The organism is Arthrobacter tecti (assembly GCF_054511355.1).
The window spans coordinates 244,260-260,268 of sequence record NZ_JBTNCT010000001.1; the positions used below are offsets into that span (position 1 = coordinate 244,260).

Sequence of the window (16,009 nt, forward strand, 5' to 3'; positions counted from 1 at the left end):
GGAATGCAAGAAGGTCCCCGCTCGAGACGAGCGGGGACCCTCCTACAGGTAAGGAAACCTTAGTTGCCGGTAAGCTTCTCGCGCAGGGCAGCCAGCGCCTCATCCGACGCCAGGGTGCCGGTGCCAGCGCCCTGGTTGGCCTCAACAACCGGCTCCGAGGAGTAGCTGGTGGTGCCGGACTCAGCAGGCTCGTTGGCCGCAGCTGCATCGTCGTTAGCGTGCTGCTCGACCTGCTTCTTGTGGGACTCCCAACGCGACTGGGCCTCAGCGTACTGAGCCTCCCAGGCGGCGCGCTGAGTCTCGTAACCCTCGAGCCACTCGTTGGACTCGGGGTCGAAGCCCTCGGGGTACTTGTAGTTGCCCTCTTCGTCGTACTCGGCAGCCATGCCGTACAGCGCGGGATCGAACTCCGTGCTGTCGGCGTCAACGCCCTCGTTGGCCTGCTTGAGGGACAGCGAGATGCGCCGGCGCTCGAGGTCGATGTCGATGACCTTGACGAACAGCTCGTCACCAACTGAGACAACCTGCTCAGCCAGTTCGACGTGGCGGACAGCCAGCTCGGAGATGTGCACGAGACCTTCGATGCCGTCTTCGACGCGAACGAACGCACCGAAGGGAACCAGCTTGGTGACCTTGCCCGGTACAACCTGGCCCAGTGCGTGCGTACGTGCGAAGGTCTGCCACGGATCTTCCTGCGTAGCCTTCAGCGACAGGGATACACGCTCGCGGTCCAGATCCACCTCGAGGACCTCGACGGTAACTTCCTGGCCAACCTCAACAACCTCGGACGGGTGGTCGATGTGCTTCCAGGACAGCTCGGAAACGTGAACCAGGCCGTCTACGCCGCCAAGATCCACGAATGCACCGAAGTTGACGATCGAGGAAACGACGCCCGGACGGACCTGGCCCTTCTCGAGCTTGTTGAGGAAGGTGGAGCGGACCTCGGACTGCGTCTGCTCGAGCCAGGCACGGCGGGAAAGCACAACATTGTTGCGGTTCTTGTCCAGTTCGATGATCTTGGCTTCGATCTGCTGACCGATGTACGGAGCCAAATCGCGTACACGACGCATTTCCACGAGCGATGCGGGAAGGAAGCCACGGAGCCCGATGTCGAGGATGAGGCCACCCTTGACGACCTCGATGACGGTACCGGTGACGACGCCGTCTTCTTCCTTGACCTTCTCGATGTCGCCCCAGGCGCGCTCGTACTGAGCGCGCTTCTTGGACAGGATCAGACGGCCTTCCTTGTCTTCCTTGGTGAGGACAAGCGCTTCAACCTCATCACCAACGGAGACCACGTCCCCCGGATCGACATCGTGCTTGATGGAAAGCTCGCGGGAAGGAATGACACCTTCGGTCTTGTAACCGATGTCGAGCAGGACTTCGTCACGGTCAACCTTGACTACCGTTCCCTCAACGAGATCTCCGTCGTTGAAGTACTTGATGGTGGCGTCAATGGCTGCAAGGAAGTCCTCAGCAGTGCCGATGTCGTTGATAGCGACCTGAGGGGCACCTGGCTTCTCGGTGGTGGTGATGGTCATGTAGTTGGGGCTCCGTTGTGGATTATGTATTGATCCGGGCGTCACGGCACCGTATGACGGGCGCAACTCAATGCACTCGCCGTCTGGAGCCTGCCCGGATGTGGGCAATTGGAATGTGGAAATACGGTGGAGTTCCGGGGAACTCCGTAGAGCTTGCGTACGCCTCGTGGCAGTCCCACCGCAGTCTCACTGACCGAGACGGATCACCGTGCGCGCGACACGCCTACCCAGTCTAGCCTCCGGCGGCAAAGCAGGTCAAAGCGCGTCGGCGGATGCTCCGGCGCGACCGGGACGTGCACTTCCGCTTAGAAATGCGTGATGCAGTAAGGTTGCCGGGCAACGCTGAACAGATGGTCCGCGCGGTCCAGTCCCTCCGGCGAGGCCGCCCGGATCTGACCGGCACTCGCAAGGGTCCGTGCGTCTACTCCACCAAGGTAGATCGAACCGAGGGCTGCGACGTCGAGTGCGATATCGGCCGGCGTCCCTTCGTCCACCCTGCGGACCGAACCGACGCCGCCCGTTACCGTCAGCTCAAAGCTGCCGGCCGAATGCCCCAGACCATCGGCGATCGTCAGGGTCAGCGAGCCGTCCGCCTCGTAGTGCCGTGCCTGGAGCGCAGCGACCGGATCGAGGATTCGGAGCCACAGCACATCTTCCTCGCCCAACAGACCCCTGCACCGGCGATCAGAGAGCGCCCAGGGAAGAGGATCCTGCACAGAGGCGAGGTTGAAACTTACCCGTTCCACCAGGTCGAGCGATCCGAGGAAACGCCACAGCTCCAGGTAGGCGGCGTCGGAGGTCGCCACGAGATCCTTCACCCGCATCGTGTACGGCGTGTTCTCCCAGCCAGCGAACTTGTAGGTGACGTAGCCGTCCGGCCGTCCGTCGCCGTCGTAATGAACTGCCGTCCGCACACCCTTGTCCGGCTGTGGGCGCTCATCGCCCCAGAGCCCTGAGGCCCGCCGCGCATAGGCGAACTGCCGCCCGATCGAACCGAGGTAGCGGCCATGGAAGCCCGCGAAGATTTCCCTCGCCAGCCCGACGACGGCGTCCGGCTCCACTACCTCGACCCGCCCGTAAGCGGGCGCGGTCACCGCGAAGCGCTCCCGAACGTCGACCTCGACACTGGTGGTGAACGTTGCTGCCCCGAACCCGAAGCGCCCATAGATGGTTGCCTCGGAGGCCGTGAGCGCAGCAATCGCGAGACCGCGATCTGCCGCACCCTGCAGGTCGGACGTGATCATGCGGCGAAGCAAACCGCGACGCCGGTGGGTGGGGCGCACCGTCACAGCTGTCACCAGGTGCGCGTCGAGAAGCCGTCCTCCGCCGACGTTGAGAGTGTTGACCATCGTCGCGTACGTGGCCACCGGAACGCGCGGATCCCAGGCGTGCGGCCCTGGCTGCTCGTCGTAGACACCCCACACCGTCCGCCGGTCCGCCGCGAACGCCTCCACAAGGTTCGGCAGGTCCTCGTTCTCCCTGCGGTTCTCGTGGAAGCCGAAGCTCACGCCCTCGAACCAGGAGGCGAGTTGACCGCCGGCTGTTGTGTCGGTCCCTGCTTCGACTGTAAAGGTTTCGATGCGCATGCCAGTTGCCACAGTTTCAGTATGTGCAGTCACAATCAGCCAGCCTAGTGCCCTTTGAACGGAGCGGGCCAGCGCTAGTGCGCGGCTTCATGCCAGCTCATGCCGGTTCCCACGGATACGTCCAGCGGCACCGAAAGGTCTGCAGCGCCCGCCATTTCGGCACGCACCAGTTGGTCCACTTCGTCCCGCTCCCCGGCTGCGACCTCAAGAACCAGTTCATCGTGCACCTGAAGCAGCATCCGGGAAGCCAGTCCGCGCACTCGCAACTGTTCCTCAACACCGAGCATCGCCTTCTTGATGATGTCCGCTGCCGAGCCCTGGATGGGCGCGTTCAACGCTGCGCGCTCAGCCATCTCGCGCAACTGCCGGTTATCGCTCGCGAGGTCCGGCAGGTAACGGCGGCGGCCCTCGATCGTGGAGGTGAAGCCGTCCTTGCGTGCCTGCTCGACGATCCCCCGGAGGTAATCCCGCACCGCCCCGAAGCGGTCAAAGTAATCACGCATGAGGTTACGCGCCTCATCCACCGAAATGGTCAACTGCTTTGACAGGCCGAAGGAACTCAAGCCGTAAACCAGGCCATAGGACATCGCCTTCACCTTCGAGCGCATGGCGTTGGTGACGTCCTCGGGTGCAACGCTGAAGATATGCGAACCCACAAAGCGATGCAGGTCCTCACCCTCGTTGAACGCTGCGATGAGCCCCTCGTCGCCCGAAAGATGCGCCATGATGCGCATTTCGATCTGTGAGTAATCCGCCGTCATCAGGCACTCGTAGCCCGGACCAACCACGAAAGCCTCACGGATCCGGCGCCCCTCATCCGAGCGGATCGGGATATTCTGCAGGTTCGGGTTCATCGACGAGAGCCGCCCGGTAGCGGCGATGGTCTGCACGTACGTGGTGTGGATACGGCCGTCATCCGCGATCGACTTGCGCAAACCCTCAACCGTCTGGCGAAGCTTCGAGGCATCACGGTGCGCGAGCAACTGCTCGAGGAACGGGTGCCCCGTCTTCACGATCAGATCGGTCAGCGCATCTGCGTCCGTGGAGTAGCCGGTCTTGATTTTCTTGGTCTTCGGCAACTCCAATTCGTCGAAAAGGACTGCCTGCAGCTGTTTGGGTGAGCCAAGATTGATCTCCTTGTCGATGATCCGGAAGGCTTCGGCGCTGGTGCTCGCCATGGTGGCGGAGAAGTCCTCATACAGCCGGTCGAGGCCATCCACAGCCACGGCGATTCCGGTCAGCTCCATCTGCGCCAGGACCTCCGACAGCGGAAGTTCAAGCCCTGCGAGCAACTGATTGGCACCGCGTTCAACCAGTTGGCCGGAAAAGTGGCGACTGAGCTCCAGTGCCGCGTAAGCAGCAGCGACAGCAGGCGTTGCCACGTCTTCCTCCTCAATGGCCAGCGCCTGCTGGCCGCCGGCAGCACCCGCCGCGGCAGGGACCGCCAGTCTGAGGTGGAACTGGCTGAGATCGGCGAGTTCATAGCTCCGGCGGTCAGGCTGGATCAGGTAGCCGGAGATTGCGGTGTCGTCCACCTCACCGGCAAGGGTGAAGCCGCGATGGTAAAGCAGCTTGTAGGCGGCCTTGTAGTCATGGACCACCTTGGGCGCATCCAGGTCTTCCAGCCAGGCAGCGACCACGCGCTCCGCCTCGGCGTCGAGCTCCTCGAAGGGTACATATGCAGCCGACGACGCCGTCACGAGGGCAACGCCGATTGCCTCCTCTCCCCCGCTCGTGGAGCGGGTCACCACCTGCACCGCGGCTGTGGCCTGGTTGGTGGCGTTCAGCCAGGATGTGAGTTCTTCAGCACCTGTGAGGACCCGGTGCGGAGGCGGAGCCATTTCGGCGCCCGCCGCCTCGGGCTCATCTTCGCCGACGCGGTCGAAAAGACGCTTCCGGAGCACGTTGAACTGGAGCGCGTCAAAGAGCTCCTCCACGGCGTCGCGGTCCGGATTCTGCGCCTTCATGGCCTGCAGGTCCACCGGCAGCTCAAGGTCGGTGAGCAACCGGTTAAGCCGCCGGTTCCGCTTGACGTTCTCAATATTCTCGCGAAGAGCGTCTCCGACCTTGCCGCCGATCGAATCCAGGTTCTCGAGTATTCCGTCGAGCCCGCCGTATTTTAGAATCCACTTCGCCGCAGTCTTCGGACCAACGCCCGGCACACCCGGGAGGTTGTCCGCGGTTTCTCCTACCAGAGCTGCGAGATCCGAGTAGAGGTGAGGCGGGACGAAATACTTCTCTTCAACGGCCTTGGCGTCCATCTGCGGAATGTTGGTCACGCCTTGCTTCGGGTACAGCACAGTGACCCGGTCATTCACCAACTGGAACACATCGCGGTCTCCGCTGACCACCTGGACGTCCCAGCCGAGGTCCGCGGCATCGACGGCCAGGGTAGCCAGCACATCATCTGCCTCATAGCCGTCCATTGACAGCGTGGGAATCCGCATGGTCTCCAGCACCTTGATGATGAGGTCCACCTGTCCATGGAATTCCTCCGGGGTGCGTGAGCGCCCACCCTTGTACTCCGAGTATTCCGCATCGCGGAAGGTGGGTGTGTCCAGGTCAAAGGCGACCGCTACGTGGGTGGGGTCCTGGTCACGCAGGAGGTTGATCAGCATGGCGGTAAACCCGTAAACGGCGTTGGTGTGCTGACCCGTATCCGTGGAGAAGTTCTCTGCGGGCAATGCGTAGAACGCACGGAAAGCCATGGAGTGGCCGTCGATCACCAGCAGACGCGAACGCTCCAGGGTGTCTGTGGGCGCTCCGGCACCCGTTGTGGGGTCTGTTTGCTCGCCGGCGTCGGCAGATTGGTTTGTTTGGCTCACAGGTGCCAGCCTAGTTGCCATGAACGACATTTTCATTCCCGGCCCCGGCTCAGACGACGACGCCCACCCGTACCGTGAGGAGCTGCTCGCCGCGGGTGTTCCCGAGTCGATGCACGAGTGGCTGCGGGGCCACGGTATCGGCCGGCTGGCTGCGAAAATGGGCATTGTGTTCCAAGAGATGGAGGCACGGCGCATGGTGGCGACGATGCCTGTCGAGGGCAACCAGCAAGTGGCCGGAATCCTGCACGGCGGTGCGCATCTGGTGCTCGCCGAGACGCTTGGCTCATTCGCCGCGGGCCTCCACGCCGGGCCGGACCGACAAGCTCTCGGAATTGAAATCAGTGCCACCCATCATCGATCCGCTGCATCCGGCGTGGTCACCGGCACCGCCGTCGCAATTCACCTCGGGCGCACGCTCACCACCCATGAAGTGGTCATGACCGACGAAGCGGGCAGGCGGCTGTCCACCGCGCGGATCACCAATCTGATCCGCGGCTGACATAACGTGATCGCCGCCGTTCTAAGAGACGTAAGCTGTGGGCATGGCGAGATTCTTCGATATCCATCCGCAGGATCCGCAGCCGCGCGCCATCGCGCAGGTGGCGGACATGGTGAGGTCCGGCGGTCTGATCGCCTACCCGACGGACTCCTGCTACGCCCTCGGCGCCCAGATTGGCAACAAAGACGCCCTGGACCGCATCCGCACCATCCGCAAGCTCGACAACAAGCATCACTTCACGCTTGTGTGCCGGGACTTCTCGCAGATGGGTCAGTTCGTTCTCGTCGACAACGACGTGTTCCGTAGCATCAAGGCAGTGACTCCGGGCAGTTACACCTTCATCCTGCGTGCCACCCAGGAGGTGCCCCGCCGGCTGCTTCATCCCAAGAAGAAAACCGTAGGAGTACGCATCCCTGACCACCGGATGGTCAGCGCGCTCCTGGAGGAACTCGGGGAACCGCTTCTTTCCAGCACGTTGCTGTTACCCGATCAGGAACAGCCGCCCACCGAAGGCTGGGAGATTAAGGAACTGCTGGAGCACCACGTGGACGGCGTCGTGGATTCCGGCGAATGCGGCGCTGAGCCGACAACCGTTGTCGACTTCTCCAACGGTTTCGCTGAAGTTGTGCGGCACGGCATGGGTGATGCGACACGCTTCGAATAACGCGATTCCCTGAGCGAGCGGGAGTACCCGCTTCAGCAGAACCCGCGATGAAGAAATGTGCCCGAAGTGGGACTCGAACCCACACACCTTTCGATACTGCATTTTGAGTGCAGCGCGTCTGCCAATTCCGCCATTCGGGCCAGGTGGCGCCTATCCGCGGGATGGACGTGAGATACGTGACTCAAGCCCTCCCCAGTGCGCGAATCCACTCTACATGCCGATAGGCTGTTGCAGTGAACCGGGGCACCGGCTGTGAGCGTGCCCCCCAGATCAACCAGAACCATAGACGCACATCAAGGAGCCACCAGTGTCTGAAACCCGCGACTCAACTGCCACGAGCCCGGCACGGCGCGTCATAGTTGCCGAGGATGAGACGCTCATCCGCCTCGACATTGTGGAAATCCTGCGCGGTGAGGGTTATGAAGTGGTTGCAGAGGCCGACAACGGTGAGAAAGCCGTTCAACTGGCCCAGGAGCACAAGCCGGACCTCGTGCTGATGGACGTCAAAATGCCGATCATGGACGGCATTACGGCGGCTGAGCACATCGTCAAGGCCCGCATTGCCCCAGTGGTCCTGTTGACCGCCTTCAGCCAGAAAGAGCTCGTGGAGCGCGCCCGCGACGCCGGCGCCATGGCGTACGTCGTCAAGCCGTTCACGCCCGCCGACCTCGTGCCGGCAATCGAAATTGCACTGTCCCGCCATGAGGAGATCAAGGCGCTCGAAAACGAGGTCTCCGACCTTCAGGAACAGTTCGCCACGCGCAAGCTTGTTGAGCGTGCCAAGAGTCTGCTCACCACCAAGATGGGCCTCACCGAGCCCGAGGCGTTCCGCTGGATCCAGAAGACCTCGATGGACCGCCGCCTCAGCATGCGCGAGGTCGCCGAAACCATCATCAACCAGGTCAACTGATCCTCGCCGTCGTCGCAAAGCCGGGCGCCGGCAAACAATTACGTGTCAACCCAGCAGGGCCCCGATCATTGATCGGGGCCCTGCTGTTAGATGCGAATCCTGATGTAGCCGTTACTACTGGCCGGTGTTCTTCACGGGCCAGGGACCGACCTTCTCCTTGCTTGGCCTGTAACCCTCGGGAAGCTGTCCGGCGTCCGCGATGTCGCCCACCTTGTGGACCTTGATGGAGTTGGTTGATCCGGCCTGTCCCGGAGGCGATCCGGCAGCAATGACCACCAGGTCATTGAGCTCAACGAGCTTCTGTTCGAACAGAACCCGGTCAACCTGGGCTGTCATCTCATCAGTGTGCTGGGCGAACTCCACCAGCAGAGGCTGGATACCCCAGAACAGCGACATCCAGTTGAGTGTGGACTGGACCGGCGTGAAAGCAAAGACCGGTTTCATTGGACGAAGCCGTGAGAGCCTACGAGCGGAGTCGCCCGACTGCGTGAATGTACAGATGTACTTCGCATCGAGCTGGTCAGCAATCTCCAGCGCCGCCCGCGTGATTGCCCCGCCGCGGGTCTTCGGCTTGCTGCCGAGCGGAGGAACGCGGTCCAGACCGTGCTTCTCAGTCGACTCAATGATGTCGGCCATTGTGCGGACTGTGTCGATCGGATATTTGCCCACGCTGGTCTCGCCCGAGAGCATCACTGCATCGGCACCGTCGAGCACAGCATTGGCGCAGTCCGATGCTTCTGCGCGGGTGGGACGCGGATTGTCGATCATCGACTCAAGAACCTGGGTTGCTACGATGACCGGCTTCGCCCAGCGGCGCGCGAGTTCGATCGCGCGCTTTTGCACAATCGGGACGTCCTGCAGGGGCAATTCAACGCCCAGGTCACCTCGGGCAACCATGATCGCGTCGAACGCGTCGATGATTTCCTCGATCGCGTCCACCGCCTGCGGTTTCTCGATCTTGGCGATCACGGGGACACGGCGTCCTTCTTCGTCCATGATCTCGTGCACCCGGTCAACGTCGGCGGCGTTGCGCACGAAAGACAGCGCCACCATGTCGACGCCGCGCTGGATTGCCCAGCGAAGATCTTCTTCATCCTTGTCGCTCAGCGCCGGAACGTTGACCGCGACTCCTGGGAGGTTGATTCCCTTGTTGTTGGAAACCGCGCCTCCTACCGTCACTTCGGTCTTGACCCGGACGTCGTCAACCTCGATCGCGCGCAGCGCCACCTTGCCGTCGTCGATAAGGAGCGTGTCTCCGACATTGACGTCCTGCGGCAACCCCTTGTGGGTTGTCGAGCACAGCTCAGCCGTTCCTTCGACGTCTTCGGTGGTGATTGTGAAGATGTCGCCCGGCAGGAGCATGTGCGGTCCGTCCGCGAAACGTCCCAGACGGATCTTCGGGCCCTGCAGGTCGGCAAAAATCCCCACCGGGCGGCCGAGCTCCTCCGCCGCCTTCCGAACGAACTCATAGGTCTGGTTGTGCACGGAATGATCCCCGTGGCTCATATTCATTCGGGCAACATCCACACCGGCCTCAAGCACTGCGAGCGTGTTCTCGTAGCTTGCGATCGCCGGTCCGAATGTGGCAACTATCTTTGCGCGTCTCATAAACCTTGCCTGTCGTCTAGTTATTCGTTGACTGCTGTGCGCTCGTGCTCCGGTGATTTACAGGACGTTGATAGCGCGGTCGGTCGGTGCCACCGGTGCGGGCAATTTTGTGCGGCCCATCAGCCACTGATCCACCGCGGCGGCGCAGGCGCGCCCCTCGGCGATCGCCCAAACGATTAGCGACTGACCGCGTCCGGCATCTCCAGCGACGAAAATCCCGGGGGTGTTGGTCATGTAATAGCCATCACGCCCAACGTTACCGCGATCATCGAATGCGGCATCCAGTTGCTCTGTAATCCGTGCCGGTTCCGGGCCTGTGAACCCCAGCGACAGGAACACCAGGTCAGCCGGAATGTCCCGCTCAGTGCCGGCCTTGGGTACGCGCCGTCCGTTGACGAACTCCGTCTCGGCAACCCTGACCGCCTTGAGCCGGCCATTCTCACCGACGAACTCGACGGTTGACGCCAGATAGGTGCGCTCACCGCCTTCCTCGTGAGCGCTGGCAACCTCGAAGAGCGTCGGGAACGTAGGCCAGGGCTGGTGGTCGGCGCGTTCCGCCGGCGGCTGCTGGCCGATCGCGAGGGTGGTGACAGAGGCGGCCTTGTGCCGGTGCGCCGTGCCGAGGCAGTCCGCGCCCGTGTCGCCTCCGCCAAGGATGACCACATGCTTTCCCTCGGCGTGGAGCTGATCCTCGACCTCATCCCCGGCGACCACGCGGTTCGCCTGGACCAGATAGTCCATGGCGAAGTGGACGCCGTCGAGTTCGCGGCCGGGAATGGGCAGGTCGCGTGGGATGGTCGCTCCTGTGGCGACAACAACGGCGTCGTACCGGCGGCGCAGCTGGTCCCAGCTGATATCACGACCGACGTCGACGCCGGCCCGGAAGCGTGTGCCTTCGGCCCTCATCTGTTCGAGACGGCGATCGAGCTGGATTTTCTCCATCTTGAAGTCAGGGATGCCATAGCGCAGCAGCCCGCCGATCCGGTCATCGCGCTCATACACGGCAACCGTGTGTCCGGCCCGGGTGAGCTGCTGTGCAGCAGCTAGCCCGGCGGGGCCGGAGCCGACTACGGCGATGGTCTTGCCGGTGAGCCGCTCCGGCGGGTGAGGATGCACCCAATCGTTGTCGAAGGCCTCGTCGATGATTGAGACTTCGACCTGCTTGATGGTCACCGGCGGCTGGTTGATGCCCAGCACGCAGGAGGCCTCGCACGGTGCCGGGCACAGACGCCCCGTGAACTCCGGAAAGTTGTTGGTGGCATGGAGCCGGTCGATGGCTTCCCGGCCCTTATCCCGCCAGGTCAGGTCGTTCCACTCGGGAATGAGGTTACCCAATGGGCAACCCTGATGGCAGAACGGAATCCCGCAGTCCATGCATCGGCCGGCCTGGCTCTTCAGGACGCCCTTCTCCTGGGCCTCGTACACTTCCTTCCAGTCCATGATCCGGACCGGAACGGGGCGACGCGGCTGCGTCTGACGTTCGCGAACTTTCATGAATCCACGTGGATCAGCCACCGGTAACCTCCAAAATCCTGTTCCAGACCTCTTCTCCGTCAGGATCGAGACCCTCTTCAATGGCTGCGGCCCGCGCGTCGAGAACCCGTGCGTAATCCCTTGGCAGAACCTTGGTCAGCCGGGGAACTGTACCTTCGAAATCATCGAGCAGCGCAGCGGCGAGCGGGGACTCCGTTTCCTCCAGATGCCTGATAAGCAGCTGGCGGACAATCTCAACGTCTTCGGCATCCAGCTCCACGAGCGCGAGTTCCCCGCTGCTCAGGGCCTGGGTGTTCATCCGGTGCTCCTCGAGGTCCAGCACGTACGCCGTTCCCCCGGACATACCCGCTCCGAAATTCCTGCCGGTTCGCCCGAGGATGAGCGTCTGCCCACCGGTCATGTATTCGCAGCCGTGATCGCCGATGCCTTCGACGACGGCGGTTGCACCCGAGTTGCGCACGAGGAACCGCTCCCCCACCTGCCCGCGGAGGAAGATTTCACCGCTCGTGGCACCGTAGCCGATGACGTTGCCTGCGATGACGTTGCGGTGGGCGGCAAACACGTTCGCCCGGTCCGGGCGGACTATGATCCGGCCCCCGGAGAGACCCTTGCCCACGTAGTCGTTCGAATCTCCGAACAGACGCAGGGTGATGCCAGCAGGCAGGAACGCGCCGAGGGACTGCCCGGCCTGGCCGGTAAGCGTGACGTCGATGGTGTCCGTGGCCAGGGTCTCCACTCCGAAGCGCCGAGTAACCTCGTGTCCAAGCATGGTGCCGACGGAACGGTCCATGTTAACGACGTCTACCGTGATCCGCACGGGCGCACGGTGATTCAGCGCATCGCTGCTCATGTCGATCAGCTTATTGTCGAAGTGCTGGTCCAGCTCGTGGTTCTGCGGCAACATGTTCCGCAGCGGCGCATCGTCACCGAACTCGTTGCCGCGCAGGATCGGATCAAGATCCAGGCCGTCAGCCTTCCAGTGGTCCACCGCCTTCTGGGCGTCCAGCACCTCGCTGTGCCCGATCGCCTCATTGAGTGTGCGGAAGCCCAGCTCGGCCAGGAGTTCACGGACTTCCTCGGCGATGAACTCGAAGAAGTTCACAACGAACTCAGGCTTCCCGGTGAAGCGGCTCCGCAGCTCCGGGTTCTGGGTGGCAACACCCACCGGACAGGTATCAAGGTGGCAGACGCGCATCATGATGCAGCCCGAAACAACGAGCGGCGCAGTCGCAAAGCCAAACTCCTCGCCTCCCAGAAGCGCAGCAATGAGCACGTCGCGCCCGGTCTTCAGCTGCCCGTCTACCTGGACCACCACGCGGTCGCGCAGTCCGTTCAGCATCAGTGTCTGCTGGGTTTCGGCAACCCCTAGTTCCCAGGGCACACCGGCATGCTTCAGTGAGTTTAGCGGGCTGGCACCGGTTCCGCCGTCGTGTCCTGAAATGAGAACGACGTCGGCCTTGGCCTTGGTCACTCCGGCGGCAACAGTGCCGATACCCACCTCGGACACGAGCTTTACGTGTACGCGGGCAGAGGTGTTGGCGCGCTTGAGGTCATAAATCAGCTGCGCCAAGTCCTCGATGGAATAGATGTCGTGGTGCGGCGGAGGCGAGATCAGCGCGACGCCGGGCGTCGAGTGGCGCGTCCGTGCCACCCAGGGGTACACCTTCTGGCTCATCAGCTGACCGCCCTCGCCGGGCTTGGCGCCCTGGGCCATCTTGATCTGGATATCGTTCGCGTTGGTCAGGTAGAGACTTGTCACGCCGAACCGCCCGGAAGCAACCTGCTTGATGGCCGAACGGCGTTCCGGGTCCAGCAGCCGGTCCACATCTTCGCCGCCCTCACCCGTGTTGGACTTGGCTCCGATCCGGTTCATCGCGATGGCGAGTGTCTCGTGTGCTTCCTGCGAGATGGATCCGTAGCTCATTGCACCCGTGGAGAACCGCTTCACGATGCTCGAAACCGGCTCGACCTCTTCCAGCGGCACGGCCGGACGGAGACCCTTCCTGAATCCGAGCAGGCCACGGAGGGTCATGAGCTCGCGCGACTGGTCGTCAACGCCGCGCGTGTAGGACTTGAAGATGTCGTAGCGGCGTTCACGCGTGGCATGCTGCAGCCGGAAGACTGTCTCGGGATTGAACAGGTGCGGTGGGCCTTCGCGGCGCCACTGGTACTCGCCGCCATTGTCGAGGCTCCGGTATGGGTCCTCGATTCCGTCCTCGGGGTACGCGTTCTCGTGGCGGGCGGCAGCCTCAGCGGCGATGACGTCCAGCCCCACACCGCCCAACTGGGTCTGCGTGCCATGGAAGTATTCGTCGACGAGCTCCTGCGAAAGCCCCAGTGCCTCGAACGTCTGGGCACCGCAGTACGAGCTGACCGTTGAAATGCCCATCTTGGACATGATCTTCAACACGCCCTTGCCGAGTCCCTTGATCAGGTTCGCCACGGCCTGCTCTGCTGTGACTCCGCGGATATCGCCGTTGCGCACCAATTCCTCGCAGCTTTCCATCGCGAGGTACGGGTTGATGGCGGAGGCTCCGTAACCGATGAGCACAGCAACGTGGTGCACTTCCCGCACGTCTCCGGCTTCCACAACCAGGGAGGTTTTGGTGCGGTTTGCGCTCTTGAGCAGGTGGTGATGCACCGCCGAAGTCAGCAGCAGCGACGGAATCGGCGCCCATTGCGCGTTCGAATCGCGGTCGGAGAGCACCACGAACTGGATACCGCGGTTGATGGCGCTTGAAACCTGCTCGCAAATTTCCGCCAGCCGGGCGCGAAGCGACGCTTCGCCGCCGTCGACCCGGTAGAGCCCGCGGATGCGCACCGTGAGGCGGTCGCCGTCGTCGGACTCCAGATTGGCGATTTTCGCCAGTTCATCATTGTTGATGACTGGGAAGGTCAGAGCGATCTGCTTCGCATGCACCTGGCTTGCGGACAGGAGGTTTCCGTCCGGGCCGATCGTGATGCCCATCGACGTGACCAGTTCCTCGCGGATGGCATCGAGGGGCGGATTGGTGACCTGCGCAAAGGACTGCACGAAGTAGTCGAACAGAAGCCGTGGGCGCTTCGAAAGCACGGCAACCGGCGTATCCGAACCCATGGCTCCCAGGGGTTCGGCCCCGGCTTTCGCCATTGGGCCGAGCAGGATGCGCAACTCCTCCTGCGTGTACCCGAACGTGCGCTGACGACGGTTGATGGAGGCCTTGGTGTGCACTACGTGTTCGCGCTCGGGCAGGTCCTTGAGGTCAAGCAGATTCTCCTTGACCCACTCGCCCCACGGGTTCGCCGCTGCGATCTCGGCCTTGACCTCCTGGTCCTCGATGATCCGGCCGTCCTCGGTGTCCACCAGGAACATCTTGCCCGGGGAGACACGTCCCTTCCGGACCACCTTCGATGCTTCGACGTCGATGACCCCCACTTCGGAAGCCAGCACCACGAGTCCGTCCTCCATGACCCAGTAACGGGCAGGTCGCAGCCCATTGCGGTCGAGCACGGCACCCACCAGGCGCCCGTCAGTAAACGAGACGGCGGCGGGCCCGTCCCAGGGCTCCATCAACATGGAGTGGTACTGGTAGAAGGCACGCCGGGCGGGGTCCATGGAGGCATGGTTCTCCCATGCCTCCGGGATCATCATCATGATCGCGTGCGTGATCGGACGGCCTGCGAGCATGAGCAGCTCGGCTACCTCATCGAAGGAGGCGGAGTCCGACGCACCTGGGGTGCAGATCGGGAACAGTTCCTCGGGCGACTCGCCCAGCAGCGGGTGCGCCAGTTGGGACTGGCGGGCACGCATCCAGTTGCGGTTGCCCTTGACCGTGTTGATCTCTCCGTTGTGCGCGATGGCGCGGAACGGCTGGGCCAGGGGCCAGGACGGGAAGGTGTTGGTGGAGAACCGTGAATGCACAATACCGAGCTTGGTCTTGAAGCGGGGATCGGACAGGTCCGGGTAAAACGGCTCAAGCTGCGCCGTGGTGAGCATTCCCTTGTACACCATGGTGCGCGAGGACAGGGACGGGAAGTAAACACCGTACTTGTTCTGGGCACGCTTCCGGAACCGGAAAGCGCGCGCGTCGAGGTCCCTGGCGTCGCTGTTCACGGGTGCAAGGAACAGCTGGACGAAGTGAGGCATGCATGCCCTGGCCATCGCGCCGATCAGGTCCGCGGTGATGGGTACTTCGCGCCAACCGAGAACGAGCAGGCCCTCCGATTCGGCGAGGGACTCAAGCCCTGCACGGGCAGTTGCCTCTTCCTTGGCCTCGGCGGGCAGGAACGCGGTGCCGACCGCATACGTGCCTGCAGCAGGAAGGTCGAAGTCGACGACGGCGCGAAAGAACTCGTCAGGGACCTGCGTCAGCAGGCCGGCGCCGTCGCCCGTACCTTCATCAGCACCGACCGCACCACGGTGCTCCAGGTTTCGCAGCGCAGTAAGTGCGGCGTCGACGATGTCATGGCCGGGTTCGCCGCGCAGCGTCGCGATGACCGCGAGGCCGCAGGCGTCCTTCTCGTTCTCCGGGTTGTACAGCCCTGCGGCTTCGGGATAGTCCGCGAAGCGGGTGAACGGTGATTCGGCTGCGGAGGAGTTGCCGGCCTTTACGGTGGCTGGTGCAGTGATGCCATTGGGTGCAGTCATAGAAAGAGTCCTTCCCCCATGATGGAGCGTCGGGAGGGGACAGCTCTGGCCCCGGGCGCAGGTGCCTCACTTACTGGCAGCGCCAATTACATGTGCACATTGTATGACCGGCCTGCCAGCCGCCAGCAGGGACTGCGGGCAACGATTTGGAACGGTGCGGCCTGAATCATTTCCTGCCGGTACGGCGCGAAGCCGGTGAGCTAGCCTGTTGTACCGAACAGGGCCACGACGCTGTGACGGACGTCCAAGAGGGCG

Annotated in this window: 9 protein-coding genes and 1 tRNA gene; 3 read left to right on the forward strand and 7 right to left on the reverse strand. The window is 63.0% G+C overall.

The window, feature by feature from the left end; translation table 11 throughout:
• Positions 1-59: 59 nt before the first annotated feature.
• The 3 genes from rpsA to polA all read right to left on the reverse strand — a co-directional run bounded on the left by rpsA (position 60) and on the right by polA (position 5,835).
• A complete protein-coding gene (gene rpsA / locus ACX80C_RS01140) occupies positions 60-1,541 on the reverse strand; it encodes a 30S ribosomal protein S1 (RefSeq protein ID WP_459324389.1) in 1,482 nt (493 codons plus the stop codon).
• A gap of 305 nt (positions 1,542-1,846) precedes the next feature.
• Positions 1,847-3,139 carry a GNAT family N-acetyltransferase gene (locus ACX80C_RS01145; protein WP_459324390.1) on the reverse strand — a complete coding sequence of 431 codons (1,293 nt, stop codon included), beginning with the start codon at positions 3,137-3,139 and terminating at the stop codon, positions 1,847-1,849.
• A 62-nt stretch (positions 3,140-3,201) separates the two neighbouring features.
• A complete protein-coding gene (gene polA, locus ACX80C_RS01150) occupies positions 3,202-5,835 on the reverse strand; it encodes a DNA polymerase I (protein WP_459324617.1) in 2,634 nt (877 codons plus the stop codon).
• Between the two features lie 136 nt (positions 5,836-5,971).
• Between polA and ACX80C_RS01155 the strand changes: the two genes are divergently transcribed.
• Positions 5,972-6,451, forward strand: a complete 480-nt coding sequence (locus ACX80C_RS01155; protein ID WP_459324391.1) for a hotdog fold thioesterase — start codon at positions 5,972-5,974, stop codon at positions 6,449-6,451.
• A 43-nt stretch (positions 6,452-6,494) separates the two neighbouring features.
• Positions 6,495-7,115, forward strand: a complete 621-nt coding sequence (locus tag ACX80C_RS01160; protein ID WP_459324392.1) for an L-threonylcarbamoyladenylate synthase — start codon at positions 6,495-6,497, stop codon at positions 7,113-7,115.
• Between the two features lie 58 nt (positions 7,116-7,173).
• Here the strand turns inward: ACX80C_RS01160 and ACX80C_RS01165 are convergent.
• Positions 7,174-7,255 (reverse strand) — tRNA-Leu (locus tag ACX80C_RS01165).
• Between the two features lie 167 nt (positions 7,256-7,422).
• On the opposite strand from ACX80C_RS01165, the gene ACX80C_RS01170 reads away from it, so the two are divergent.
• A complete protein-coding gene (locus ACX80C_RS01170; protein ID WP_459324393.1) occupies positions 7,423-8,025 on the forward strand; it encodes an ANTAR domain-containing response regulator in 603 nt (200 codons plus the stop codon).
• A gap of 114 nt (positions 8,026-8,139) precedes the next feature.
• Here the strand turns inward: ACX80C_RS01170 and pyk are convergent, their stop codons facing one another.
• Genes pyk through gltB form a run of 3 tightly spaced genes read right to left on the reverse strand, consistent with a single transcriptional unit; the run spans position 8,140 to position 15,754 of the window.
• Positions 8,140-9,633, reverse strand: a complete 1,494-nt coding sequence (gene pyk / locus ACX80C_RS01175; RefSeq protein WP_459324394.1) for a pyruvate kinase — start codon at positions 9,631-9,633, stop codon at positions 8,140-8,142.
• Positions 9,634-9,690: 57 nt separating this feature from the next.
• A complete protein-coding gene (locus ACX80C_RS01180; RefSeq protein WP_459324395.1) occupies positions 9,691-11,148 on the reverse strand; it encodes a glutamate synthase subunit beta in 1,458 nt (485 codons plus the stop codon).
• Entirely contained in the window at positions 11,141-15,754 is a 4,614-nt protein-coding gene (gene gltB, locus ACX80C_RS01185) for a glutamate synthase large subunit (protein ID WP_459324396.1), read from the reverse strand. Before gltB ends, ACX80C_RS01180 begins: the two co-directional genes overlap by 8 nt.
• Positions 15,755-16,009: the final 255 nt, after the last annotated feature.